The organism is Candidatus Enterovibrio altilux, assembly GCF_002381345.1.
Lineage (GTDB): Bacteria > Pseudomonadota > Gammaproteobacteria > Enterobacterales > Vibrionaceae > Enterovibrio > Enterovibrio altilux.
The window spans coordinates 1,325,756-1,350,633 of record NZ_CP020660.1 but is presented as its reverse complement, the minus strand read 5'-3'; the positions used below and the strand labels follow the sequence as shown (position 1 = coordinate 1,350,633).

The following is a 24,878-nucleotide window of genomic DNA, read 5'->3' as shown; positions in this document are numbered from 1 at the left end:
AATATCTTCCTTCTTTTAAAAACGCCTACAGTAGGCGCTTGCGCTGATTAGACGGAGCAATACCTAACGATTCACGATATTTGGCAATCGTTCGTCGTGCAACCTGGATCCCTTGTTCCGCCAGCAGTGTAGCCATTTTACTGTCGCTGAGTGGTTTAATCTGATTCTCGGCTGCAACTAATTTTTTAACCAGCGCACGTATTGCTGTAGAGCTGCATTCACCACCGTTATCAGTATTGACATGACTAGAAAAAAAGTATTTTAGCTCAAAAATACCCCGAGGAGTATGCATGAATTTTTGGGTAGTAACCCGTGAAATGGTGGATTCGTGCATGTTTACAGCCATAGCGATATCATTAAGAACCATTGGTTTCATTGCCTCTTCACCATATTCGAAGAAATCTTGCTGATGTTCTACAATGCACTTAGCTACTTTCAATAAAGTTTCGTTTCGACTTTCTAGGCTTTTAATTAACCATTTGGCATCTTGCAGGTGACTACGAATAAATTGACTATCAACAGCATTGCAACCACTTTTGATCAGTGCAGCATACTTTTGATTCACCTTCAACTTAGGTACACTATCTGAATTAATGTGTACGACCAATATCCCGTGATTTTTAAGCACAGATACATCAGGAATAATATACTCAGCTTGATTAGTCGCAATTAAGTTCCCAGGGCGCGGTTCAAGACTATGAATGAGATTCATAACTGCTTTGAGCTCGGACTCTCGAAGTCTACTCTCCTTCATTATTTGACGATAGTTACGGTTAGCAAGCAGGTTTATGTGCGCGTTTAAAACGACTTTCGCTTCCATAAGCCACGGCGTATCTTTGGCAAAAGAAGCTAGTTGAATTAATAAGCATTCTTGAAGCGAGCGAGATGCAACACCCAATGGGTCGAACTGTTGAATGCGTTTTAATACCGCTTCAATTTCATCAAGATCAACTTCTTCATTTTCAATACCAAGACTTTCAAGGATATCTTCTGTTGGAACAGTCAAATATCCTTTACCATCCACTGCATCTATGATCGCGGTAGCAATCGCCAAATCAACTTCAGAAAACGGAGTGAGCTGGACTTGCCAATTGAGGTAGTCTTGGAGTGTTTCGATGGTTTCACCTTGATAAATTGGAATGTCGTCACTGTGAAAAATACCAGTGCTACCAGTGCTACCAGTGCTACCAGTGCTGGCGTTATACATATCATCCCACGTGATGTCAACAGGAAGGTCTTTCGGTATCTCTTGTTGACCAAGGGCATCAGCGCTGTCTAAACTGTCTTCTTGGCTGAGATTGTTGTTATTATCTGCAGTGGTTTTGACATATTCTTTATGTTCATAATTATCTGACGCGTTATTTTCAGCTTCGTTATCAACCTGCTCATCTTTTTCAAGGAGAGGATTTGCCTCAAGCGCTTCCTGAATTTCTAATTGCAGATCTAACGCCGACAGCTGAAGCAGGCGTATTGCCTGTTGCAGCTGAGGTGTCATTGCAAGTTGCTGGCCAAGTTTAAGCTGCAGCATGGGTTTCATAGTAATTATGCCACCTTTCCTATTCTATCCGGGCATAAACTTAAAATAATGCCACACCCGTTATCATCGTTATCATTAACTATAGCCTGAACTGGTCGCCAAGATAAACGCGTTTTACGTGTTCGTCATTAAGCACTTCATCTGGTGTACCATGAGCAATCAAGTGTCCCTGGCTTACAATATAGGCGTGTTCACATACACTCAGCGTCTCACGCACGTTGTGATCGGTAATTAGTACACCCAATCCGCGGTCCCGGAGATGTTCGATAATTTTTTTAATATCGATGACAGAAATTGGATCGACGCCAGCGAATGGTTCATCAAGCAAAATAAATTTTGGATTCGCAGCGAGCGCGCGTGCAATTTCAACACGACGACGCTCACCACCTGATAGTGCCATACCCATACTGCATCGAAGATGTTGAATATTAAATTCTTCGAGCAAATCCTCAGCTTTGTCCTTACAATGTTTTTTGGTCAGTTCAGCGCGTGTTTGTAGTACTGCCATTAAATTATCATAAACGCTAAGCTTTCTAAAAATAGAAGCTTCCTGCGGTAAATAACCAATGCCCATACGTGAACGTTTATGCATTGGTTGGATGCTGATATCCGTGTCATCAATATGAATAGCTCCTTTGTCTCGTGCAACCAAACCAACAATCATATAAAAAGATGTTGTTTTACCTGCACCATTGGGACCAAGAAGCCCAACTATTTCTCCCGATTTAACTTCGAGGCTCACGTCAGTAACAACTTTACGTCCATTATAGCTTTTTGCGAGATTAGTTGCGGTAAGTATAGCCATGTAATACTAGTTCTTTTGTTTAATTTGCGGTTGCAAAATGGTTGTGACTCGCGTATTTAAGTCACTTTCAGCAATCAATTGTTGTTTATCAATTTGGTAAGTGATCAATTGACCTTCTACCTTGTTGCCACCTTCTTGGATTAATACAGCGTGATTATGCATTTTGAGAAAATTTTTTGCTACTTCATATTGAAGGTCATTGGCTTTTCCATTAATTTTTTTGCCATCATCCAACGTTTGACTGAAGGTGGCTGGGTTGCCATAAGCATCAATGATTTCTCTAGCTTCATTGCCGCTAGGCCGAGTAACTATCACTTTATCAGCATGTAAGCGAATAGAGCCCTGGCGCAAGTAAACATTACCAGTAAAAATGACGGTATTAGCTTTCATGTCCAAACTCTGTGTGTCTGAGTCAATATAAATCGGCTGTTCAGCATCACTGGATAACGCTAATGCATTATTTGAAACGAGATTTAATAACAGGGCATAAATTTTATTTAATAACTGGTTCATACCTGCTTTTCACTTGTTCAATCAGTTCCATTTGATGGGAACCAAAGTTGCCTTTTATCCGTTGACCACGGGTTTGAAAGCCTACGCCAGTAATTTTTGTTTCAGTCTCCGACCAAAAATCCTGACTAGTAAGATCGAGAGTCAATGCTTTCGTTGTGATAACTTTAATCTGTGCATTAGGTAACAGATTAAAGATCCTAACATTTTCTTTCATCATCAAATAACGGCTGTTCTCTAAAACGGCAAATGCAGAGCTAATTCGCCATTCTTCTGCCATATCGTAATTGTAAGTCCATAAGACGGGTGCATTAAAATGGGTTTTTTCCAGCTTTTGATAATGCTCAATGTGATTCGCATCCAATGTATGGCTGCGTATGCCTTGTTCATTATAGCTAGTAGACTTGACGTTATCCGCGGTAAACAATGGTTTTTCTGTATCAGGTGCCACTTGCACCTCAATTGCAAAGTAGTGTTGATTTAACAAATAGTAACCTGCCATTCCACAAATCCCCAGCAATATAATGATGCCAAGATGCTGAAATGTCATATGCTTAATCTTTTATTTATATCTAATTCGTCTTGCGCTTCTAAAATTAAATCACAAACTTCACGTACGGCACCATATCCACCTGGTGTGCGAGTCACTAAATCCGAACGATTTGCAAGTAAGATGTGCCCATCTTTCACGCAAACAGACAAGCCAACAAGAGACATAACAGCCCAATCGATCAAATCGTCACCAATATACGCTGTTGCTTCTGGTGCGATACTAAGGCGTGCAACCAAGTTTTGATAGGCACTAACCTTATCATTTTGTCCTTGATAAATATGCGTAACACCAAGCGCTAACATTTTGTGTTCGACAATAGCAGAGTGTCGGCCAGTAATAATCGCAACTTCAATCCCAGCGTTCATTAAGGCTTTGATACCATAGCTATCTCGAGTATGAAAAGTTTTGAGTGCTTCTCCATTATTACCCATATAAATACGGCCGTCAGAAAAAACACCATCAACATCACAAATGAGCAACTTTATGCCTGCTGCGGTATTAAAGACAATTTCAGAAACGGGACCATATAGGCTGTCTACGGTTTTCATATTTTGCATTAAATGACTCCTGCTTTTAAAAGATCATGCATATTCAGTGCACCAACAAGAGAGTCGTTCCTCATAACTAATAGTCCGTTGATTTTTCTCTCTTCCATCAATTTCAAGCCTTCCGCAGCCAGTAAATCGGCATCAATACACGTTGGATTCACACTCATTACATCACCGATGTTGGTTTCATGCAAATCAAGCCTCTGGTCTAACAGACGTCGTAAATCACCGTCGGTGAATATACCGCATATCTTACCGCTGTTGTCTACAATAGCCGTCATTCCTAATCCTTTCGCAGACACTTCTAGCAATGCGTCACGCACAGTGTCACTGGCTAATACTATTGGTAGTTTATTACCAGTGTGCATCACATCAGAGATGCGTAGTAATAGTTTCCTTCCTAATGCTCCTCCTGGATGAGAAAGAGCAAAGTCATCGACAGTAAAACCTTTGGCTTGCATCAAAGTAACCGCAAGTGCATCTCCCATTACCAATGTAGCGGTAGTACTGGATGTTGGTGCTAAGCCAATTGGACAGGCCTCTTTAGGAACTTTGATGCACAGGTTTATTTGTGCTAAACGAGCCATGGTGGATGCGGGATTGCTCGTCATAGAAATAAGTGTAATTCCACGACGTTTTACAACTGGTAAAAGCGTTAAAATTTCCGATGCTTCGCCTGAATTTGAAATTGCCAATACGACATCACCTTTTTCTATCATGCCTAAGTCACCATGGCTGGCTTCTCCGGGATGTACGAAAAAAGACGGTGTACCTGTGCTGGCCAGGGTGGCTGCAATTTTATTGCCAATGTGGCCAGATTTACCCATCCCCATAACAACTACTTTACCCGATGCAGCCAATATGAGCTGACATGCATTTACAAAGTCGTCATTGATGTACTGCGTCAATTGCGCGATAGCATTTAATTCAATTTTTAATACTGTCACACCCGCTTTGCGGAAACTAAAAGCAGTCATAGTAAGTCCAAATTATGTTGTCATATTGGTAAGCAAATAGCCTTGATAACCGCCAAAACAAACGAGTAGTGCGACACCTTCCCAGCGACTTATGACACGGGACTTACCTATAGCAAATAAAAATAATAATACAGATACCGCCAACATTACGAAAAAGTCACGTCCCATAGCAAGCGGATTAATCACTGAAGAGTTTAAAATAGCTGGGATACCCATCACTGCAAGAATGTTGAAAATATTTGAGCCAATAATATTACCGACGGCTAAATCGTCTTCTCCTTTTAGGACACTAGCTATTGATGCTGCCAACTCGGGTAAACTGGTTCCTACCGCTACAATAGTTAAGCCTATCACTAGATCACTCATACCGAAGACTGTAGCGATAACCACCGCAGAATCAACCACTATACCTGCACTAAAAATAAGGAAAAAAAATCCAATAATAACCCACATAATGGCTGCAAGGTTACTGGTATCTTGCCGAGTTTCAGCCTTTTGCGTAGCCAGCGTCGTGTCTGATTCACCACTATTTTTACCGGCCTTTAACATAATAAGTAAAAAACCTACGAATAAGACCATAAGCAAAATACCTTCATAGTAATCTAAGCGGTTGTCCCATAGGACAGCACCTGAGATTAAGGTCACAGTCAGCATGAGAAGCAACTCACGATGAATTACACCAGAGCTTACAAACAATGGTTTTATCAGCGCAGTAACACCAAGAATAAGAGTAATATTAGTGATATTTGATCCCAGTACATTCCCCACTGCGGTATCTGTTTTACCGCTAAGTGCAGCTGCAGCAGAAACCATTAACTCGGGAGTAGAACTTCCCATTGCAATAATAGTCATGCCAATAACAAGCGAAGAGATACCAAGATTACGGGCAATAGCAACAGCACCATAGACTAATCTGTCAGCACTCCAGATTAACAGGCACAGACCAACAGCGAAGATAGCACTTGCTTCAAACATTTCATATACCTGCTTATTTTTGATGTAGATTAAACGAATTATATATATTGGCAATTCTGACCGCTATTTAAGAAAATGTGAAGAGAAACAACGCAGCAATAACGAAACAACAAAACGATGTTTCTGTCTGCAGTGAGAGATCATCATGTCGTTTGATGTTGAAATGTTTTTTAGTCCATTGTGAAAAATTACAAGATAGATATTAAACATAATGCTAATGTTTTTAGTAATAGAAAATTTTTTGTTTAAAAAATCGACAAAAGTATATGCAGTCGTTTACACAAATGATAAAAAAATTAACCAAAAAATTACATATAAATACCGTGCAATGACTTGTCCTAAATACCTTCACACTCTATGATCGGTCACTTAGAATATGGATAAATAAACACAGTAGGCCCTAAAATGAGCCAAAAAAATTTAGTTGAGATCAGTAATCTATCTTTTTTTCGTGATGACAGGATTATCTTTAATAATATAAGTTTAACAGTGCCAGTGGGTAAGATCACAGCAATAATAGGACCTTCAGGGATTGGTAAGACAACATTACTACGTTTAATAGGTGGCCAATTGCAACCTGAAAGTGGCTCCATTAAGTTCACTGGTCAAAATCTTTCTACGCTTTCACGGCGTCAGTTGTTTGATATAAGAAAACGCATGGGCATGCTCTTTCAATCAGGTGCGCTTTTTACCGACATGACAGTATTTGATAATGTAGCGTTCCCACTTCGAGAACACACAGAGTTACCTGAATCATTAATTAAAACCATTGTGTTGCTTAAACTTGAAGCAGTTGGGTTACGAGGTGCATCGAAACTGATGCCAAATAGCTTGTCTGGCGGCATGGCAAGACGCACTGCACTTGCTCGTTCTATTGCTCTTGACCCTGATTTGATCATGTTTGATGAGCCATTCGTAGGGCAAGACCCTATTACCATGGGTGTCTTGGTTTCTTTGATACGAAATTTAAACCAAGCGCTTGGTTTAACCTCGATCGTGGTTTCACATGATGTGCCTGAGGTAATGAGTATTGCGGATCATGTATATTTACTTACCGACGGGAAAATTGTCGGATCAGGTACGCCGCAATCATTAAGTGACAATACTGATCCGCATGTGAGTCAATTTCTTAAAGGTGATGCGGACGGCCCTGTGCCTTTTCGATACCCCGCTAAAAATATTATACAGGAGTTGTTCAAGTGATTGTGAATATGGTTCAAGAACTAGGTGCAAGCACTATGGCTGTTTCACGAACAATGGGGAGAGCAACGTTTATGTTGCTTGGCGCTCTATTTGGCAAACCTAGGCCAAAAAAAATGCTTCCCCTTTTATTGGTACAACTTTATTCCGTGGGTGTTCGTTCGCTAGCTATCATTATAGTTTCAGGTTTATTCATTGGTATAGTGCTAAGCTTTCAAGGATATCTAGTATTGACAGATTTAGGAGCCGAAAGTTCTTTAGGACAAATGGTTGCACTTGCATTGCTTAGAGAATTAGGTCCAGTAGTGACGGCACTACTCTTTGCGGGTCGCGCCGGATCTGCGTTAACCGCTGAAATTGGCTTAATGAAAATAACTGAGCAGTTATCTAGCTTGGAAATGATGGCTGTCGATCCATTACGCCGCATAATTGCACCACGATTTTGGGCGGGTATTATTTCGCTGCCGTTATTGACAATGATCTTTATTGTGATTGGCATCTGGGGTGGGCAACTCGTAGGTGTTGAATGGAAAAATATTGAATACAGTAGCTATTGGTCCGTAATGCAATCTTCTGTCGAATTGAATTATGACATCGGTCAGTCTTTTGTTAAGTGCGTGGTATTTGCCATCACTGTGACTTGGATTGCCATCTTTAACGGTTATGATGTGACTCCGACTGCAGAAGGGGTTAGTCGAGCCACGACACGTACTGTAGTTCATTCGTCTTTAATAGTACTGGGGTTGGACTTGCTCCTAACCGCGCTAATGTTTGGGAGCTAATTACATGCAACAAAATTACAAAACGGAATTTTGGGTAGGAACTTTCGTGTTGACTGGCATTATTGCCGTATTATTTCTTATATTCCAAGTCGCTAACGTTAAAAGTTTTTCTCATTCTGACCATTATACACTAGCAGCATATTTTGATAATATCGGTGGTTTAAAAGTGCGTTCACCCGTGAAAATAGGTGGGGTTATTGTCGGTCGTGTAAGTAATATTAGCCTAACTACCCCTGATTATCTGCCCAGTGTCACTATGAAAATTGAACGGGAATATCTCTTGCCTGAATCAAGTTCCGTATCGATTCTAACTTCTGGATTGCTCGGCGAGCAATTTATTGGTATTAATCCTGGATTTTTAGATGAAGATATCACCATATTACAAGACGGCGACTTGTTGGAAAATACGCATTCAGCGATAGTTCTAGAGGACCTAATTGGCCAGTTTCTTTATGGCATTAGTGGTGATTAGAAGGAGTAAGTGGAAATGAAAATATGGCTTATAAGCCTCTTTTTCGCTGTCAACCTGTTGATGTCATCAATGAGTTTAGCGGCTATCGACGCGAGTAACCCTTACCATTTAATCAATGCAGTTGCAGATAATGTCTTTTCTCGGCTCAAAAGTGACAAAGATGCGTATGAGGCAAATCCTGAATTACTGCGTGTTATTGTTGAAGAAGAATTGATGCCTTATATCAACGTTCGCTATGCCGCAATGAATGTGTTAGGTTCTCGAGTGAAACTATCGACAAAAAAAGAGCGCGATATATTTACAGATGCATTTTACAGCTATATGGTTGCGTCTTATGCTCAAATTTTGGCTATATATACTAATAATATTATAAATGTTGAACCAGCAAAAGCCATTGATGCTAAGAGTAAGGTGATATCTGTACGTATTGATATGAATGATAATTCTTCTCGTCCGCCCGTTCGGCTTGATTTCAAACTCCGTAAAAACAGTAAAACTCAAGAATGGCAAGGATTTGACCTTCAGATTGAAGGTGTGAGTATGTTAAGCACCACAGCCAGTGAATGGAATCAGCAACTTCGTAAAAAAAGCATTACATCGGTTGCAAAAAAGCTGATATCACGTTCAAAAATTCCTATCCACAAAAATGAAAATACATCGTGAACAAAGCATTAACGTGGGACAAGAACACTAATGGTCATTACTGCTTGTCAGGAACAGTTGATCGTGACACCGTTCCTCAATTCTGGGATCGCATTGCCTATTGGTACCCAAAAGAAAGTGCTATCACTCTTAATCTTGCTGAAGTAAAGCGTATAGATTCCGCTGGAATGGCAATGCTACTTCATTTGCATCAACAATTCAAAAACAATAATCAGACATTGACACTTTGTCATATACCTATTCAGTTAAGTATATTGTTAAAATTGAGTAACGTGGAAAATTTACTTGTAGATGATATGTATCAATTGACGGAGAATAATCGTGGAACCAATAGAAATTAAAAAAATTCTCGAATCTACCTTAGCATTAGAAGAAATTCATGTAAAAGGCGATGGCAATCATTTCGAAGTTATTGCCATTGGCAAAATATTTGACGGGATGTCTCGTGTTAAGAAACAACAGATAATATACGGCCCTCTGATGGAGTACATCAAAACAAGTGCAATTCACGCGCTGCAGATCAATGCTTTGACTCCCGCTGAGTGGGCGCGTAATAAAAAATTAATGCAACCTCTATAGATTCAAGAGGAACAACATGCAAAAATTCCGTGTCTACGGTGGTGGCCCACTGCGTGGTGAAGTCACAATATCCGGTGCTAAAAATGCCGCACTCCCTATTCTATTTGCTGGACTGTTAGCTGAGGAACCTATAGAAGTAGGGAACGTCCCCAAATTACGCGATATTGATACCACCATGGAATTACTTTCTCGCTTAGGAGCAAAGGTTTTTCGTAATGATTCAGTGCACGTTGATGCAAGCAGCATAAATGAATTCTGTGCCCCATACGATCTTGTCAAAACTATGCGTGCTTCTATTTGGGCGTTGGGTCCATTAGTTGCACGCTTTGGTAAAGGTAAAGTGTCTTTACCTGGTGGTTGTGCGATTGGTGGACGCCCCGTTGACTTGCACATTCATGGACTAGAGCAGTTGGGTGCAACTATTACGCTGAATGAAGGTTATGTAACAGCGCATGCGGATGGTCGTTTGAAGGGCGCTCATATCGTCATGGATAAAGTAAGTGTCGGTGCAACAGTAACTATTATGTCTGCAGCAACACTTGCTGAAGGTAGCACGGTCATTAAAAACGCAGCCCGTGAACCTGAAATTGTTGATTGTGCAAAGTTTTTAAATGTTCTTGGTGCTAAAATTATTGGTGCAGGTTCTGATACCATCGCCATCGAAGGCGTTAAGCGTTTAAGTGGAGGTTATCATAATGTGGTTGGAGACCGCATAGAAACAGGTACTTTTTTGGTTGCTGCGGCGGTATCTGGTGGTAAAATAACTTGTCACAATACAGCGCCAAACTTGTTAGAAGCGGTACTGGCTAAGTTAGACGAAGCAGGCGCTGAAATTAGAGTAGGAGATGACTGGATTTCTTTAGACATGACTGATCGTAAGCTTAAAGCCGTTAATATACGTACCGCACCACATCCTGGTTTTCCAACAGACATGCAAGCACAATTTACATTGTTAAATTTAGTAGCGAGGGGTACAGGTATTATTACCGAAACTATTTTTGAAAACCGTTTTATGCATGTACCTGAACTACAGCGTATGGGGGCTCATGCCGAAATAGAAGGCAACACTGTTGTATGTCGTGATTGTAATGGTCTCAGTGGCGCTCAAGTAATGGCGACGGATCTTCGTGCCTCGGCCAGTCTCATTATTGCAGGCGCAATCGCAAGCGGTGAAACCATTATAGACCGTATCTACCACATAGACCGTGGTTACGAAAATATTGAAGACAAGCTGCAAAAACTAGGTTTGAGGATTGAACGTTTTACCAACTAATACTTTTAATTTAATGTATATTACTTCGGGAGAGCCATCTCTACATTAAGGCTATTCATTTAAAAATTAGTGAGTTATTGATTGTTATTTTCGTCTGGTATTCCGTTTCTTCTTTAAAACCACTGTTTTGTTTCCTAATTTTAGTTCAGATAGCAAATCCCAACATGACTAACGATTAAACGATTGCGCCCGCTTGAGGCATACCTAACTCTGTCAACTGATTAACGCTTGTGTCATTGCGGAGGATTCCGCTAATCTAAGCATTGTTATCCCTTAAGTTCAATGCCCCTCTAAGGAGTTTTTTTGATTCAAAAGATTGCCATCTCTTATAGGGAATGTTTATAGTAACCTGCCTTATTCCTAAATCAGGGAACTGAATTTTTAATCCACATTCTGCACACCTAGTCTCACTTAAATATTCAGGTCTATGCACAAGCTGCGCTACAAAAAAACTAACTAAAAGCAGTATAATCAAACTTTAATCAATGCTGACTCACTAACATTATGGATTGATGAAGCAGTTATTCTGCTATGGAATGAAACTAAGCAGGATAATGATAAGAAACCTCGTTTATTTAGCCACTTAACCATTACGACGGCCCTCATGGTTAAATGCGTGTTTTCAATGCCATTGAGGGTCTGCAAGAATTCATGAATTATGTTTTCAAATGTATTCAACTGCCATTGTCATACCCTCACTATTCATGCATTTTCAAGTGATCCAAAACGGTTAATGTCACGTTCAAAACGAAGAATAAAAGAACCCTCCCGCACTGAGCCATTAGTTATACGGGGCTAAAAGTCTATGATGAATGCGAATCGTCATTAAAAAAGCATGGTACTGATGAAAAATAGAGAGTCTGGAGCAAGTTACATTTAACGGTAGGTATCAGTACACATAAAATCATTGCTGTTTAGTTAAGTACATCAAATGTGACTAACGGTGAAGTGCTATCTCACTTGCTCAAACAGACCCACCGCAAAATCATTACAATATTAGCCAAGGGCGCTTGCGACACCAGCTAATGTTGCGCAACCGCTCGTATCAAATAAGCAATGCCACTCATCTCACCAAGAACAGGAGCAACTTTTTAAAACGAAATCATCCGCATAATTTAACTGTCAATTACCAGAAATTATACGGTTCAAATAAGCACTGAAAACGAGGCATGCTTACCATAAACGTTGCCTGTCAGAGACAGCAATGGATCGAGCTAAAAACTACTTGAAGAAACCATTGAGATTAAGAGATCACAATGCTCAGATTGGCGAAACTTATGCCATAGCCATAATAAAAGCGTTAAACAAGCTGACCGAGCTAGTTATCCTTAAAACAAAAGCGATTGTTTAATCATTAATCATGTAGAGAATTGCTATTCTGAACCCAAATTAAAAAACAAAGCCACATGATAACGACAGTGGGGGGCAAATTTGAAAATAAAATTAATGAATTTTAGCTAACTTATTAATAGCATTGAAAATACGCGTTTAACCATGAGAGCAATCGTAATGGCTAAGTCGTTAAATAAGCGGGGCCCCCACGATTATTCGGCTTAATTTAACTGCATAACTGAATGGCTTCTGCATCCATCCAGAGTATTAGTAAATCACGATTAATTAAAGTTTAATTATACGACTTCCAGTTGTTGTTTGCTAGCGAAGCTTGTCCATGAACCTGAATATTTAAGTAAACCTAGCTGTTTGGAGCATAAATTAATAAGTTAGTTACCTAGTTTAGGAAAGAAAGCCCGTTTATACGCCTTCTATGCGCTTGCCTTTGCAAGTCGCCAAACGTACCATGGAATAAAATGCATTTTGGAGAAGGGAATGTTTTCAGGAAGTATCGTGGCATTAGTCACACCGATGGATAGCTCTGGTGAAATCGACTATACTAGTTTGAAAAATCTTGTTGATTTCCATGTTGATGCTGGTACAAATGCACTAGTCTCAGTTGGCACAACAGGTGAATCTGCCACAGTTACCGTGAAAGAGCATATCAAAATTGTATTGAAGACACTAGAGTTTGCTGATGATCGTATTCCTGTCATCGCAGGTACGGGAGCGAATGCAACACATGAAGCAATCATCTTCAGTAAAATATTCGCGAATTCCGGCATTGCTGGCTGCCTAAGTGTTGTGCCTTATTACAACAAGCCTTCCCAAGAAGGATTGTTCCAACATTTCAAAGCCATTTCAGAATCTACTGAACTGCCTCAAATTCTTTACAATGTACCGGGCAGAACGGTAGCAGATATGCTTCCAGAAACCGTAGCCCATTTATCTAAACTTAAAAACATCGTTGGTATTAAAGATGCTACGGGTGATTTAGACCGTATTCGTATTCACCGTGAACATTGTGGTGAAGATTTTATCCTTCTTGGTGGTGATGATATGATTGGGTTAGATTTCATTGCTGCTGGTGGTCACGGTATCATTTCTGTAACTAATAACATCGCAGCCGCACAAATGGCTAAAATGATTAAGTTGGCACTGGCTGGTGAATTAGATGAAGCACGTTTTATCAATCAAGAGCTGTTGCCACTGCACACCGCTTTATTTATAGAGGCGAATCCAATTCCTATTAAATGGGCTTTGCATGAAATAGGACTCATTGCGGATGGTACACTACGTTTACCTTTAACTACCTTGAACACTGCATTTCAGCCGACGGTTAAACAAGCACTTCTTGACGCTGGTATACTATAATATTTTTTGGAAAATTAATGCAACTTAAATTTAAGCTCAGTTTGAGTGCCATCATAATAACCATTCTGGCAGCTTGTTCAAGCGAGAAGACGCTACGCCAAGCTTCTAATGATTTCACATATTTAAAATCAGCACCGCTATCAACATGGCAAACATTACCTAATCAGAAATCTGAATTTTCAAATATCTATAGTATTCCTAACAGTAATGTTGCTGGCCCAATAGGACGCAGTATTGATATTCGTCCCCCTCAACAAATTTTGGCATTAATCCCCGGAGCGCACTATGAGCGTGATACCAAAGGTGTGACAATTTGGATGCCAAATGAAGAGCATACGAAACGTTTATGGCATACAATTACATCAATGATTAATGAGAAGCAAATCTCCATGCATTCGTCATTTGTTAATGACATTGAAACGAACTGGTTGGTTTGGAGTATTGAAGACAACAATGAAGTGATCGAAAGTCTTTATACGGTGACCCTTGTTTCTGAACATAAGCGCACTGGGTTGCGTATTGATATGATTAGATGGAAACGCAACGAACAGATCGAAGATGTAAGCATAGGTATGCGTGACAACTACAATGCTCAAATGACGAATATACTTATAGCACATTATAACCGCGAGCTTCGCAAAGAAGCCCATATTAAAGCCGAAAAACTAATCACAAATATTTCAATCAGCTTAGGTAAAGATCGAAGCGGTTTACCTGTGATTATCGCATGGGAACCGTATGATGTATTTTGGGAGCATGTATCTGTCATGTTGGGTGAATGTGGCTTTATAATTAAAGAACGTAATCACTCACAAGGTACGCTGACGGTTAAGTATAAAGTTCCAGATGATGCATTCTGGAAAGGAATTAATACTAAACCGCTTCAATTTAATCGCGATAACTACAACGTTCAACTAGGTGATTTGGGTAACCGTACTTCAATTAATGTGACTGACAGCACGGGTAAGCCAATTAAAGAAGAACAATTGGCAAATTTTAGTCTTGTATTAATTGCAGCTGTTGAACATTTAACTAAATAAGCAGGCTTTATTTCTTAACTCGAGTTAAGTTAGCCAATTTCAATATAATTAATGATTAAATAATCGCTTTTATCATGGTGTAAATTTCGTTACTTTGAATATTTTGATCTCTTAAGCTCAATGTCCCTCCAAGTAGTTTCTTGACTTAAAACACTGTTGCCTCTGATAAATAACCTTTTTGGTAATAATATCTCGTTTTTTAGTGCTGATTGGAACCATATAACTTCAGGTAACTAACCGCTAAATCACACGGATAATCTTGTTCCCCAAAAATTGCTCCTTTTCTTGGCGATATGAGTGAAACCGCTCGTTTAATACGTACGGTTTCGTAACATTTTGGTGTCGTAAGCACCAGTGGCTGATATTTCATTGATTTTTCAGAAAGTCCGTTTGAGTAAACTAAGTGACACGTCACCATCAGCCACATTTAATGCACTTAACTCAGCAGCAATGATTTCATACACATTTATATCTATCGCTAAATGTAACTTGCCTCAGACTCGCCATTTTCCAGCAGTACCATTCTTTTTAAATTTCCATTTTTCTTCACCGTAGACGTTTAGCCCCGTAAAATCAATAGCTAAGTACTGGATGCTTTCTTTATTCTTCGTTTTGAACGTGATGTTAACCGTTTGGGCTCACTTGTTAATGCATGAATAGTGAAGGCATGATAATGACAGTTGAGCAAGTTAAAAAACAGAATTAATCAATCCTTGAAAATCTTTCAATGGCATTGAAAATACGCATTTAACCATGAGGTCCGTCGTAATAGCTAAGTGCTAAATAAACGAGGTCTCTTACAATTACCATGCTTAGCTTGATTCCATAACTGAAATTTTAGTGAACCACAATTCATTAAAACTTGATTATACTATTTCCCGTTGGTTGCTTTGTAGTAAAACTTGTCCATAGACTTAAAGATTGAAGTGAACCCAACTGTTTAGAGCATAGCTTAATAATTTAGTTCCTTTACGTAAGAAACAAAGCCAACTGTAGACAGAAAAACATTGAATGTATTTATTAATCGTTTATCCATATTCAAAAATTACAATGTGGTATTCAAACGAACATAATTTATAAAATATTTTTCAAAAATAAACACATTGTCGACAAGCTTTATACGTAACACATAAAAGGAAGCATTTGATTCTCTGCATTTGCTTGAAACGACTCAATAGACAAATGATCGGATATTTAAAATTGGTTAAAATATATGGCCATGCATTAGTATATTCATTGAATGTGAGTACTACCTATAAATAACAATCAACTAATTGAACACATGACCCACATAAATGTCACCATAACATAGTACTAAAAGATCTATATCATATTGGAGCAGGAAGAAAGATGAGGTTTCGCTGGCATTACTGCAACGCTTTTTAAATCAGTAACTTTATCTGCAAATTTGGTGTAAAAAAAATCAGAGGAACCAAAAAATTTTATCTCTACTTCAGTCTTCATTAAGAGACCTATAATCCATGGCAGAGTAAGGATATGAGTAATGGCTTAGATGAACAAAAATCTTCCTTGATCTTAATCCGTTTCATTATAATGGTGATTGCGCTAAGATTCGTCACGTAATAAATAATCGTGTAATATTTAGCCTTCACGAAGGCTCTTTTAGGCAAATACTACTATGCAAGTCAATACAATTATGGGGCTATTTGCAAAGAGCCCATTAAAACCTTTGCAAACGCACATGAGTCGCGTGAGCGAATGTTGCTCACTGCTAATACCTTTTTTTGATGCCTGTGAGGGTGGGGATTGGAGCAAAGCAGCAGAATATCGTCAGCAAATCTCCAACCTTGAAAAAAAAGCGGATATCCTTAAACGTGAAATTCGCCTCAAACTTCCTCGTGGTCTTTTCCTTCCTGTAGACCGCACAGATATGCTGAACTTAGTTACTCAACAAGACAAACTCGCCAACCTTGCTCAAGACATCTCAGGCCGTGTTATTGGTCGTCGACTACAGATGCCAGTTCCTATTGACATTGATTTTGTTGCATATGTAAAAAGATGCCTCGATGCTGCTGATCAAGCACGTCGTGTTATAAACGAGCTGGATGAATTACTTCAGACAGGCTTTAGAGGACGCGAAGTTGTCCTAGTCGAAGAGATGATTAACCAATTAGATACTATCGAAGATGATACAGATTTGATGCAAATCCAACTTCGCCAAAAATTGATGTCCATTGAACACCAATACAACCCAGTTGACGTCATGTTTCTGTATCAAATCTTTGAATGGATTGGTGGGATTGCGGACCAAGCACAACGTGTCGGCTCACGTTTAGAACTTATGCTTGCGCGTTCATAGTGGCTTTATTTCCTGACTAAAGTTCCGACAGCAAATCCCAACATAATCGACTCTTAAACGCTCGCTTTCATTTTAGGCGTATATAGTCCTAACAGCTTATTTAGCGCTTTTATTATGACTTAACCCCCCCATATGGGCATTATAATCCCTTAGGTTCAATATTCCTCCAAATAATTTTTTAACTCGACACATCGACGTTTTAATAAGGAACTTTTATAGTAACCGTACCTAGTTTCCCATGCTGATTTGAACCGTATAACTGTTGGACACTAACCGCAAAATTACGCAAATAATTTTGTTCCCCAAAAGTTACTCCTTTTCTTTGTGGATAAGTAGAACAGCGCATTTAACCTGAACGATTTTATGTCGTAAGCACCATCACCTGATATTTCACTGGTTCTTAAGCGGCATATTTGAGCAAATCAGGTAATATTTCACTGCTAGTTACATGCGATACACTTAACTCCGCGGAAATAATTTTATCATATTTATATCTGTCACTAAATATAATTTACGCCAGACTAGATATTTTCCGTCAGTGTCATCTTTTATTACTTCCCATTTACCTTCATCGTAGACCTGAAGCCCCATAGAATCAATGGCTAAACGCTAGATATCCCCTTTAGGCTTAGTCTGGAACGCTATACTAACCATTATAACTTACTTGCCAATGCATGAATAATGAGAGCATGACAACGGTAGTTAAGCAAATTTAAAAATAGAATTAATAAGTTCTTACAGACAGATCAAACGCATAAAAAATACTCATTTAACCATAAAAAGCAGTTGTAATAGTTAAGTTGCTAAGTAAACGAGATCACCCATGATTATCCTGCCCAGTTTCATTTCAGAATTAAATGGTTACTTTATCAAGCCAGAATGTTAATGAACCACAATTAATAAAAGCTTAAGTATACTTTTTCCAGCTAGTTGTTTTGTAGCGAAATTTATTCATAGACCTAAATATTTACGTGAACCTAGATGTTTAGAGCGTAGACTGATAATTTAATTCCCTTATCTAAGAAATGAAGTCGTTCGGAATGCAACGATCAACTGATGAATAATAAGGTATAATAATGGAAATCCTGACGAATTACTACACTATCATCACTATGGTAGCCGCGACTTTTGGTTTCATGATGGCAATTGGCATTGGTGCAAATGACGTCGCTAATGCAATGGGGACGTCAGTAGGATCTAAAGCACTAACGGTGAAACAAGCCATTATCATTGCAATGATTTTTGAATTCGCTGGCGCATATTTAGCTGGTGGTGAAGTCACTGACACCATCCGAAATGGAGTCATTGAATCCTCGCTATATTCACAGCAACCTGAAGTACTTATTTACGGTATGATGTCAGCGCTGCTTGCAGCAGGCACTTGGTTACTATTAGCATCATTTTTTGGTTGGCCTGTATCAACCACTCATTCCATCATTGGTGCAATCATTGGTTTTGCTTGTGTATCTGTCGGTGTAGAAGCGGTTGACTGGACATCAGTGCAAGGCATTCTAGGAAGTTGGATTATCACACCATTGATCTCTGGTATCTCTTCCTATGTCATTTTTATAAGTGCTCAGCGCCTTATCTTTGACACGGACAATCCGTTGGTTAATGCGAAGCGTTTCGTGCCTGTTTATATGTTCCTAGCTACACTTGTCATCGTAATGGTCACCATTCAAAAAGGACTAAAACACATAAGTATACATTTGACAACTAACGAAGCCGTATTGGTATCTGTTACCATTTCTGCATTTGTCATGCTGTTTGGTTATGTCTATATTAACCGCAAGTATGCGGTTAACGTAGAATCTACGAATGGCTACGGAAGTGTAGAACGTGTATTTAGCTTATTAATGGTTGTTACAGCATGTGCCATGGCATTTGCACATGGTTCAAATGACGTTGCGAATGCGATCGGTCCACTGTCTGCTATTGTATCAACCGTTGACAACTTGGGTGCTATCACCGAAACAACATACATTGCATGGTGGATTCTGCCATTAGGTGGTATCGGTATTGTTGTAGGTCTTGCAACACTGGGTCACAAAGTAATGGCTACTGTAGGTACTGGTATCACAGAACTCACACCTAGCCGTGGTTTTGCAGCACAGCTAGCAACAGCGTCTACCGTAGTATTAGCATCAGGCACTGGCTTGCCAATCTCAACCACTCAAACGTTAGTGGGTGCGATTTTGGGTGTTGGCTTTGCACGTGGTATTGGTGCATTGAACCTTAGTATTGTGCGAAACATTGTTGTTTCGTGGATTATTACCTTACCTGCAGGCGCGTTGTTAGCCGTTGTGTTTTTCTACATGATGCAAGCAATCTTCAGTGTATAATAAGCGCATATACTCGTAATTATTGAAGATGCTTAATGCATTAGCAACTCAGAGTCGCGAAAGTCTCTTTGATCAACATGATCAAATTAATAATAAAATGTGTTATCACATAAAAAAGTAATTTATTCAGTTGCTTGGGAAAACCATTATTCATGTAATTGGCTGTCGTGAAGGCTTCGTTTCCTATTTGAATTCAGATAGCAAATCTTTACATGAGTAACTATTAAACGATCGCCTTCATTTTAGGCACATCTAGCCCTGTCAGCTTCTTTAATATTTTTATCATTGCGTAAATTTATTCAATTTAAGCATTAGAATTCCTTAAATTCAACGCTCCTCGGAGTAATGTTTTGACTAAAAACATTGCCATTTTTGGTAAAGATCATTTATGGTAACCGGCTTTGTTTTTAAAATCATGAAACTAAATTTTTAATCGAGACTTTTAATAGCTAGAAGCACTTAAATATTCAGGTTTATGAACAAGTTTAACTGCAAAACAACTAACTGGAAGCAGTGTAATCAAGCTTTAATCAATCGTAACTTACTAACATTCTGGACTGATAAAGAAGCCATTCAGCTCTTGGCCATGAATTCTATAAGGCTCAAAGTTTACGATGAAGGGGAATAAAAAGTAAAAAAGCATAACACTGATGGGAAACAGTGAATCGGGCATAAGTGATATTCAGCCGTAAATATAAATACGCATGAAATCATTACTGCTAAGCTAAATGCATCAAATGTGACTGACAGTGTAATGCTACCTAACTTGCTCAAACAGACCCGTTGAAAAACCAATGAAATATCAGCCAATGGCGCTTACGGCACCAAATAATGTTACGCAACTGTTTGTATTAAGCGAGTGATTTCACTCATCCCACCAAGAAAAGAAGCAACATTTTGAAAACGAGGTTATTCACGTAATTTAGCTGTCAGTTGCCAGAAATTATACGGTTCAAATAAAAATTAAAAGATGAAGTATAGCCACCATAAATATTCCCTATCAGAGACGACAATGGTTCGAGTCAAAAAAACTCCTTGGAGGAACATTGAGCTTAAGAGATCACAATGGTCAGATTAGCGAAAAATACGCCATGATAAAAACATTAAATACGCTGACAAAGCTAGGCATGTCTAAAATAAAAGCAATTCTCTAATGATGAATCATGTTAAAATTTACTATCTGAACTCAAGTTAGGAGATAAAGTCCCTTTCTAACTACTTGACCGTAATAATTTTAAAAGATATTTTAAGTACTTTAAGCAAAAAAATAAACCCAATTAATTTATCATAGTTTTGAACTATACTAGTTGAGATGCGGGTGAATGGAGGTAAGAGCGGACAAGAAACAATCGGCTAACTATTACATCAGATCCAAAAATTATTTTGGATACATCAATCAGTGAGCGTGAAAAAAAGCGTTGAGCCAACGTGGTATCAATATATTAAACCTCTCGCCAGATAACGGATACGCGTGGAAAAACAGTAATGGACTATATTCAAAGCGTAATGGGTTTTGACTACGGTACCAAAAACATAGGCGTCGCAATTGGACAAATCATCACGAGGACAGCACGCCCACTAAAAGCTCTGAAGGCCAAATGCGGCATTCCTAGTTGGGATGCTATTGAGGTGCTATTAAAAGAGTGGAAGCCAGACCTCGTAGTCGTTGGTTTGCCACTTGATTTATATGGAGGTGAGCTCGATGTAATTACACCTCGCGTTCGTAAATTCGCAAACCGTCTTAAAGGTCGCTTTTACATTACCGTCGAACTGCATGATGAGCGATTCACAACTACAGAAGCACGTTCGTTATTGTTTGCGCACAGAAATTACCGCGCACTTAAAAAAGGAGAAATAGACTGTCAATCAGCAGTCATCATTGTCACAAGCTGGTTTGAAAAACAATGCTATAAATAACACCGCATTTTTATTAAAAAACGGTCCACAGAAAATCTTACTTCCATAGGACCTTTGTTTCCTAAATGAGGGAACTTAATTATTAATCTGTGCTCTCAACATTTAGGTCTATGAATCAGCTTCACTACAAAATAACCAACCGGCAGCAGTCTCATCAAGCTTTAAGCAATCGTGACTCGCTAACATTCTGAGTTGATGAAGAAGCAATACAGCTATAGAATTAAACTAAACCGAATAATAGTGGGAGACTTCGTTTATTTAGCGATTTAGTCACTACAACTATTTTCACGATCAAACGGCTTGGTTTTCTAATTCGAGTTCAGAGACCAAGTTCCAACATGATCCACTATGAAATAACCGTTTACGTGTTAGGCATACCTAGCCCAGTCAGCGTATTTAACACTTTTACCATGGCGAAGGTTTCACTAATCTAAGTTTTGTGATTCCTTATGCTCAATGTCAGTCCCAATAATTTTTTTGATTTGAACCATTGCTGTCTCTGCTAGGGAACGTTTATAGCAACCTGCTTTATTGCCTAAATCAAGGAACTAAATTTTCAATCAACACTCTAAACAGTTAGGCTTACTTAAATATTAAGGTCTATAAATAATCTTCGTCACAAAACAACTAACTGGAAGCAGTATCATCAAGCTTTAATCAATCAGCCTTACTAACATTCTGGATTCATAAAGAAGCCATTCAGCTATGAAATTAAACTAAGCAGAATCATCATGAAAGATCTCGTTTATTTAACGACTTAGTCATTACGACAGCCCTCATGGTTAAATGCGTATTTTCAATGCCATTGGAAGGTCTGCAAGGATTCATTAATTCTCTTTTCAAACTTCTTAACTAACATTGTCATACCCTTACTATTCATGCATTAGCAAGCACGCCAAAACGGTTAGCGTCACGTTCAAGACGAAGAATAAAGGAAGCGTCCAGCACTTAGCCATTGAGCCCACGGAGCTCAAAGTCTACGGTGAAGGCGAATAAAAAGTAAAAAAACATGATACTAATGGGAAACAGCGAGTCTGCCACAAGTTACATTTAGCGGTAAATATAAATACGTATGAAATCATTGCTACTGAGCTAAATGCACTAAATGTAACTGACAGTGCAGTACTACTTAACTTGCTCAAGCAGACCCGCTGAAAAATCCATGAAACATGAACCGATGGTGCTAACGACACGACACCAGACAATATTTCGAAACCGTTCGCATTAAACGAACGGTTTTAATCAGCATTGGAAAGCAAGATATGGTTACCATAAACACTCCCTATCAAAAACGACTAATGTTTTGAATCAAAAAACTACTAAGAGTAACATGGAACTTAAGAGATCACAATGCTAAGATTAGCCAAACTTGTACCATGACAAAAACGTTAAATGCGCTAACCGGACTAGGCATACCTAAAGCAAAAGCGACTGTTTAATCGTAATCATGCTGGGATTTGCTATCTGAACTTGAATTAGGGAACAAAGCCATAATAAACTCACGATGTGAAATTCAGTGACAGTGTTATTTAGCAATAATCTTTGAGTACGTGTTCATTTTGCTGCTTTACGCTTACTAAACTCTAAGTTTTACACTCACTCACCTTTTGCTCTACCTTATCTAATATGATACATTGTTCCTTGACTATCAGCCGTAAACATTGTTGCATGCAATCGTTGTGCATATCCATCCGTCATTGCGGAGATATAGTCGGCAATAACGCGACGACCACTCCTCCCTTCTGCCACTTTTCGTAACCAAAGATCACGGATTGTAACTGGTAACAAACGCTTTGGATCTGCATCAAACGCATCAAATAATCCCATAACAAGCTGCTGCCCTTTATATTCAATAATTTGTATCTCAGAACTGTGTACTACGTACTTACTGACAAATGCTTTGAGAACGGACAAGACATGATGCATAACATCCGTCATGGACGCATTCCATTGAAGTAATGGATCATTAAAAGTATTCATATTATCTTGGACTGAGGGTTCAATCGCAATAGATGTTAACAATGTATTCACCAATGCACCTATCGCATCTTTACGCTTGTAGTGAGGACCAAACATCTGCTCACTTAAATTGCTTATGTTGGCTTCAAGCCATGGATCTCCACACTCTATTAATTTACTGGCAACGGCTTCTTGCCATTGCTCACGTTGAACAATACCCATCACAATTGCATCTTCTAAATCATGAACTCCATAAGCTATTTCATCGGCCAATTCCATGATCGAACAATCTAATGACTTAAACGTTGTTTTTCCATGGTGAACTTCATTAGGTAAACGCTTTAGTCTTGTAAATAAAACAGCATCTGTTGCAGACATACCACTCAACACCCAATCAAATCTATCACTATCATCATGATAAATACCTTTTGCTGGGTACCATTCAGCGGCTTTCAAGTGCCTAAATGATGTCACTGCTGGCGGCAGTTTTAATCGGCAAGTATCTCTAAGAAACGCAGGATATTTCAATAATCCAAGCAACGTTCTTCGTGTCAAATTCATGCCGTAAAACTCAGTATACGGTTCTAACAAACTCACAATACGAAAAGTCTGCGCATTGCCTTCAAAACCATCCTCATTACGCATGAGATAATTCAACGCGATTTCGCCACCATGTCCATACGGAGGATGGCCGATATCATGCGCCAAACACAAGCTTTCCATTAAGCTAGTCGGAGGAAGAATGTGACGAAATTCAGGTTGTTTATCTTTTAACTGAGCAAGAATACCCGTACCTATTTGAGACACTTCTAATGAATGCGTTAATCGAGTGCGATAAAACTCGCTGTGTTCCGCACCAAGCACCTGAGTCTTAGCTTGCAACCGTCTAAATGCCGCAGAATGCAGAATACGAGCTCGGTCTCGCTGGAACACCGTACGCTTATCATGTTTTCTTTGCTTATTTTCAAACGCTGAACGGTCTTCCCATGCTAAAGACAAAGGTTCACTGCTCATCATTCATCTCATCAAGACTCAGCATAAAGCTGCTTGCAAACGTTGTCATAAAATATTCAGAGGCAGCACTCCGGCGGTCTCTCATCGTTTTTTCAAGACGGCGTTTTGCTTGTTTAAACTCATGATTACCCGCAGATAATTCTTCTAGACATTTGAAATAAGCACAAATTGCATCTGCTTGTTTTACTATTTGATAATAGTCTTTATCAATAATTTTACTATCAATGAGTAGTCGATAATCATCTCTAAACTCTTCAGGCAACATAGACACCAATTTGGCTTCCGCAATACGCTCTATTTTTTTATATTCATCAGCAATCGCCGGATTGAAGTATTTAATGGGGGTAGGTAAATCACCAGTGAGTACTTCACTGCAATCATGGAACATAGCAAGCAGAGCCACCCGCTCCGGTATAATGTTAGCGTTAAATTTTTTATTTCCTATCAATGCTAGTGCGTGAGCCACAAAAGCTACTTGCAAACTGTGCTCTGAAATATTTTCATTAACAACATTACGCATAAGTGGCCAACGATAGATAAGTTTCATCCTTGCGAGATGAGCAAAAAAATGGCTTGTCTTCTGATTCATAACATTCTTAGCCTCAGTAAAATATTTTTTAATACCATTTTGTTGTTACATCACCGATACCACAAGGTCTTAGCCAATAAAATTTGATTGTAAATTGAAGATAAAGAAACTCACTGA

21 protein-coding genes and 6 pseudogenes are annotated in these 24,878 nt (G+C 39.0%); 15 read left to right on the top strand and 12 right to left on the bottom strand.

The window, feature by feature from the left end; genetic code table 11:
- Positions 1–25: 25 nt before the first annotated feature.
- The 7 genes from BTN50_RS05680 to BTN50_RS05650 form a co-directional block, all read right to left on the bottom strand.
- Positions 26–1,537 carry an RNA polymerase factor sigma-54 gene (locus BTN50_RS05680; RefSeq protein ID WP_096619345.1) on the bottom strand — a complete coding sequence of 504 codons (1,512 nt, stop codon included), beginning with the start codon at positions 1,535–1,537 and terminating at the stop codon, positions 26–28.
- Between the two features lie 79 nt (positions 1,538–1,616).
- Positions 1,617–2,342: an LPS export ABC transporter ATP-binding protein gene (gene lptB, locus BTN50_RS05675; protein ID WP_096619344.1), complete on the bottom strand. Its 726-nt coding sequence runs from the start codon at positions 2,340–2,342 to the stop codon at positions 1,617–1,619.
- Between the two features lie 6 nt (positions 2,343–2,348).
- Positions 2,349–2,855, bottom strand: a complete 507-nt coding sequence (gene lptA / locus BTN50_RS05670) for a lipopolysaccharide transport periplasmic protein LptA (RefSeq protein WP_096619343.1) — start codon at positions 2,853–2,855, stop codon at positions 2,349–2,351.
- The gene (lptC, locus tag BTN50_RS05665) at positions 2,836–3,354 is read right to left on the bottom strand and encodes an LPS export ABC transporter periplasmic protein LptC (protein WP_235610966.1); all 519 of its coding nucleotides are present in this window, start codon (positions 3,352–3,354) and stop codon (positions 2,836–2,838) included. The genes lptA and lptC overlap by 20 nt, the downstream gene beginning before the upstream one ends.
- A 44-nt stretch (positions 3,355–3,398) precedes the next feature.
- Positions 3,399–3,962: a 3-deoxy-manno-octulosonate-8-phosphatase KdsC gene (gene kdsC, locus BTN50_RS05660; protein WP_096619341.1), complete on the bottom strand. Its 564-nt coding sequence runs from the start codon at positions 3,960–3,962 to the stop codon at positions 3,399–3,401.
- Positions 3,962–4,930: a KpsF/GutQ family sugar-phosphate isomerase gene (locus BTN50_RS05655; RefSeq protein ID WP_096619340.1), complete on the bottom strand. Its 969-nt coding sequence runs from the start codon at positions 4,928–4,930 to the stop codon at positions 3,962–3,964. Before BTN50_RS05655 ends, kdsC begins: the two co-directional genes overlap by 1 nt.
- A gap of 12 nt (positions 4,931–4,942) precedes the next feature.
- Positions 4,943–5,905, bottom strand: a complete 963-nt coding sequence (locus BTN50_RS05650; protein ID WP_096619339.1) for a calcium/sodium antiporter — start codon at positions 5,903–5,905, stop codon at positions 4,943–4,945.
- Positions 5,906–6,310: 405 nt separating this feature from the next.
- Between BTN50_RS05650 and mlaF the strand changes: the two genes are divergently transcribed.
- The 8 genes and pseudogenes from mlaF to BTN50_RS05610 all read left to right on the top strand — a co-directional run bounded on the left by mlaF (position 6,311) and on the right by BTN50_RS05610 (position 12,225).
- On the top strand, positions 6,311–7,108 hold the full coding sequence (gene mlaF / locus BTN50_RS05645; RefSeq protein WP_096619338.1) for a phospholipid ABC transporter ATP-binding protein MlaF: 798 nt from the start codon (positions 6,311–6,313) through the stop codon (positions 7,106–7,108).
- A gap of 8 nt (positions 7,109–7,116) precedes the next feature.
- Positions 7,117–7,887, top strand: coding sequence for a lipid asymmetry maintenance ABC transporter permease subunit MlaE (mlaE, locus tag BTN50_RS05640; protein ID WP_096619541.1), 771 nt, complete (start codon positions 7,117–7,119; stop codon positions 7,885–7,887).
- Positions 7,888–7,891: 4 nt separating this feature from the next.
- Positions 7,892–8,359 (top strand): outer membrane lipid asymmetry maintenance protein MlaD, encoded by a 468-nt coding sequence (gene mlaD / locus BTN50_RS05635; protein WP_096619337.1) that lies wholly within the window; start codon positions 7,892–7,894, stop codon positions 8,357–8,359.
- A gap of 15 nt (positions 8,360–8,374) precedes the next feature.
- On the top strand, positions 8,375–9,022 hold the full coding sequence (locus BTN50_RS05630) for an ABC transporter substrate-binding protein (protein WP_096619336.1): 648 nt from the start codon (positions 8,375–8,377) through the stop codon (positions 9,020–9,022).
- Positions 9,019–9,363: an STAS domain-containing protein gene (locus BTN50_RS05625; protein WP_096619335.1), complete on the top strand. Its 345-nt coding sequence runs from the start codon at positions 9,019–9,021 to the stop codon at positions 9,361–9,363. Before BTN50_RS05630 ends, BTN50_RS05625 begins: the two co-directional genes overlap by 4 nt.
- On the top strand, positions 9,344–9,601 hold the full coding sequence (locus BTN50_RS05620) for a BolA family protein (RefSeq protein WP_096619334.1): 258 nt from the start codon (positions 9,344–9,346) through the stop codon (positions 9,599–9,601). Before BTN50_RS05625 ends, BTN50_RS05620 begins: the two co-directional genes overlap by 20 nt.
- Before the next feature lie 16 nt (positions 9,602–9,617).
- Entirely contained in the window at positions 9,618–10,874 is a 1,257-nt protein-coding gene (gene murA / locus BTN50_RS05615) for a UDP-N-acetylglucosamine 1-carboxyvinyltransferase (RefSeq protein ID WP_096619333.1), read from the top strand.
- Positions 10,875–11,355: 481 nt separating this feature from the next.
- A pseudogene (locus tag BTN50_RS05610) lies at positions 11,356–12,225 on the top strand (IS5 family transposase).
- 115 nt (positions 12,226–12,340) lie between these two features.
- Here the strand turns inward: BTN50_RS05610 and BTN50_RS11245 are convergent.
- A pseudogene (locus BTN50_RS11245) lies at positions 12,341–12,492 on the bottom strand (transposase); the annotation flags it as partial.
- A gap of 209 nt (positions 12,493–12,701) precedes the next feature.
- On the opposite strand from BTN50_RS11245, the gene dapA reads away from it, so the two are divergent.
- Together dapA and bamC are read left to right on the top strand one after the other, a co-directional pair.
- Positions 12,702–13,580 carry a 4-hydroxy-tetrahydrodipicolinate synthase gene (dapA, locus tag BTN50_RS05605; RefSeq protein ID WP_096619332.1) on the top strand — a complete coding sequence of 293 codons (879 nt, stop codon included), beginning with the start codon at positions 12,702–12,704 and terminating at the stop codon, positions 13,578–13,580.
- Positions 13,581–13,597: 17 nt separating this feature from the next.
- Positions 13,598–14,620: an outer membrane protein assembly factor BamC gene (bamC, locus tag BTN50_RS05600; RefSeq protein WP_096619331.1), complete on the top strand. Its 1,023-nt coding sequence runs from the start codon at positions 13,598–13,600 to the stop codon at positions 14,618–14,620.
- Positions 14,621–14,675: 55 nt separating this feature from the next.
- Here the strand turns inward: bamC and BTN50_RS05595 are convergent.
- Positions 14,676–15,476 (bottom strand): annotated as a pseudogene (locus BTN50_RS05595) (IS5 family transposase).
- Positions 15,477–16,259: 783 nt separating this feature from the next.
- Here BTN50_RS05595 and BTN50_RS05590 point away from each other — a divergent pair.
- Positions 16,260–16,940 (top strand): TIGR00153 family protein, encoded by a 681-nt coding sequence (locus BTN50_RS05590; protein ID WP_096619330.1) that lies wholly within the window; start codon positions 16,260–16,262, stop codon positions 16,938–16,940.
- Between the two features lie 53 nt (positions 16,941–16,993).
- Here the strand turns inward: BTN50_RS05590 and BTN50_RS10455 are convergent.
- Positions 16,994–17,841: pseudogene (locus BTN50_RS10455) on the bottom strand (IS5 family transposase).
- A 175-nt stretch (positions 17,842–18,016) separates the two neighbouring features.
- Here BTN50_RS10455 and BTN50_RS05580 point away from each other — a divergent pair.
- The 4 genes and pseudogenes from BTN50_RS05580 (at position 18,017) to BTN50_RS05565 (ending at position 22,638) form a co-directional block, all read left to right on the top strand.
- Positions 18,017–19,282 carry an inorganic phosphate transporter gene (locus BTN50_RS05580; RefSeq protein ID WP_096619329.1) on the top strand — a complete coding sequence of 422 codons (1,266 nt, stop codon included), beginning with the start codon at positions 18,017–18,019 and terminating at the stop codon, positions 19,280–19,282.
- 475 nt (positions 19,283–19,757) lie between these two features.
- A pseudogene (locus BTN50_RS05575) lies at positions 19,758–20,436 on the top strand (transposase).
- A gap of 331 nt (positions 20,437–20,767) precedes the next feature.
- On the top strand, positions 20,768–21,199 hold the full coding sequence (ruvX, locus tag BTN50_RS05570) for a Holliday junction resolvase RuvX (protein WP_096619328.1): 432 nt from the start codon (positions 20,768–20,770) through the stop codon (positions 21,197–21,199).
- A gap of 602 nt (positions 21,200–21,801) precedes the next feature.
- Positions 21,802–22,638, top strand: a pseudogene (locus BTN50_RS05565) (IS5 family transposase).
- Positions 22,639–22,816: 178 nt separating this feature from the next.
- On the opposite strand, the gene BTN50_RS05560 reads toward BTN50_RS05565, so the two are convergent.
- Together BTN50_RS05560 and yfbR are read right to left on the bottom strand one after the other, a co-directional pair.
- Positions 22,817–24,172: an anti-phage deoxyguanosine triphosphatase gene (locus BTN50_RS05560; protein ID WP_096619327.1), complete on the bottom strand. Its 1,356-nt coding sequence runs from the start codon at positions 24,170–24,172 to the stop codon at positions 22,817–22,819.
- Positions 24,162–24,761: a 5'-deoxynucleotidase gene (gene yfbR / locus BTN50_RS05555; RefSeq protein WP_096619326.1), complete on the bottom strand. Its 600-nt coding sequence runs from the start codon at positions 24,759–24,761 to the stop codon at positions 24,162–24,164. The genes BTN50_RS05560 and yfbR overlap by 11 nt, the downstream gene beginning before the upstream one ends.
- Between the last annotated feature and the right edge of the window lie 117 nt (positions 24,762–24,878).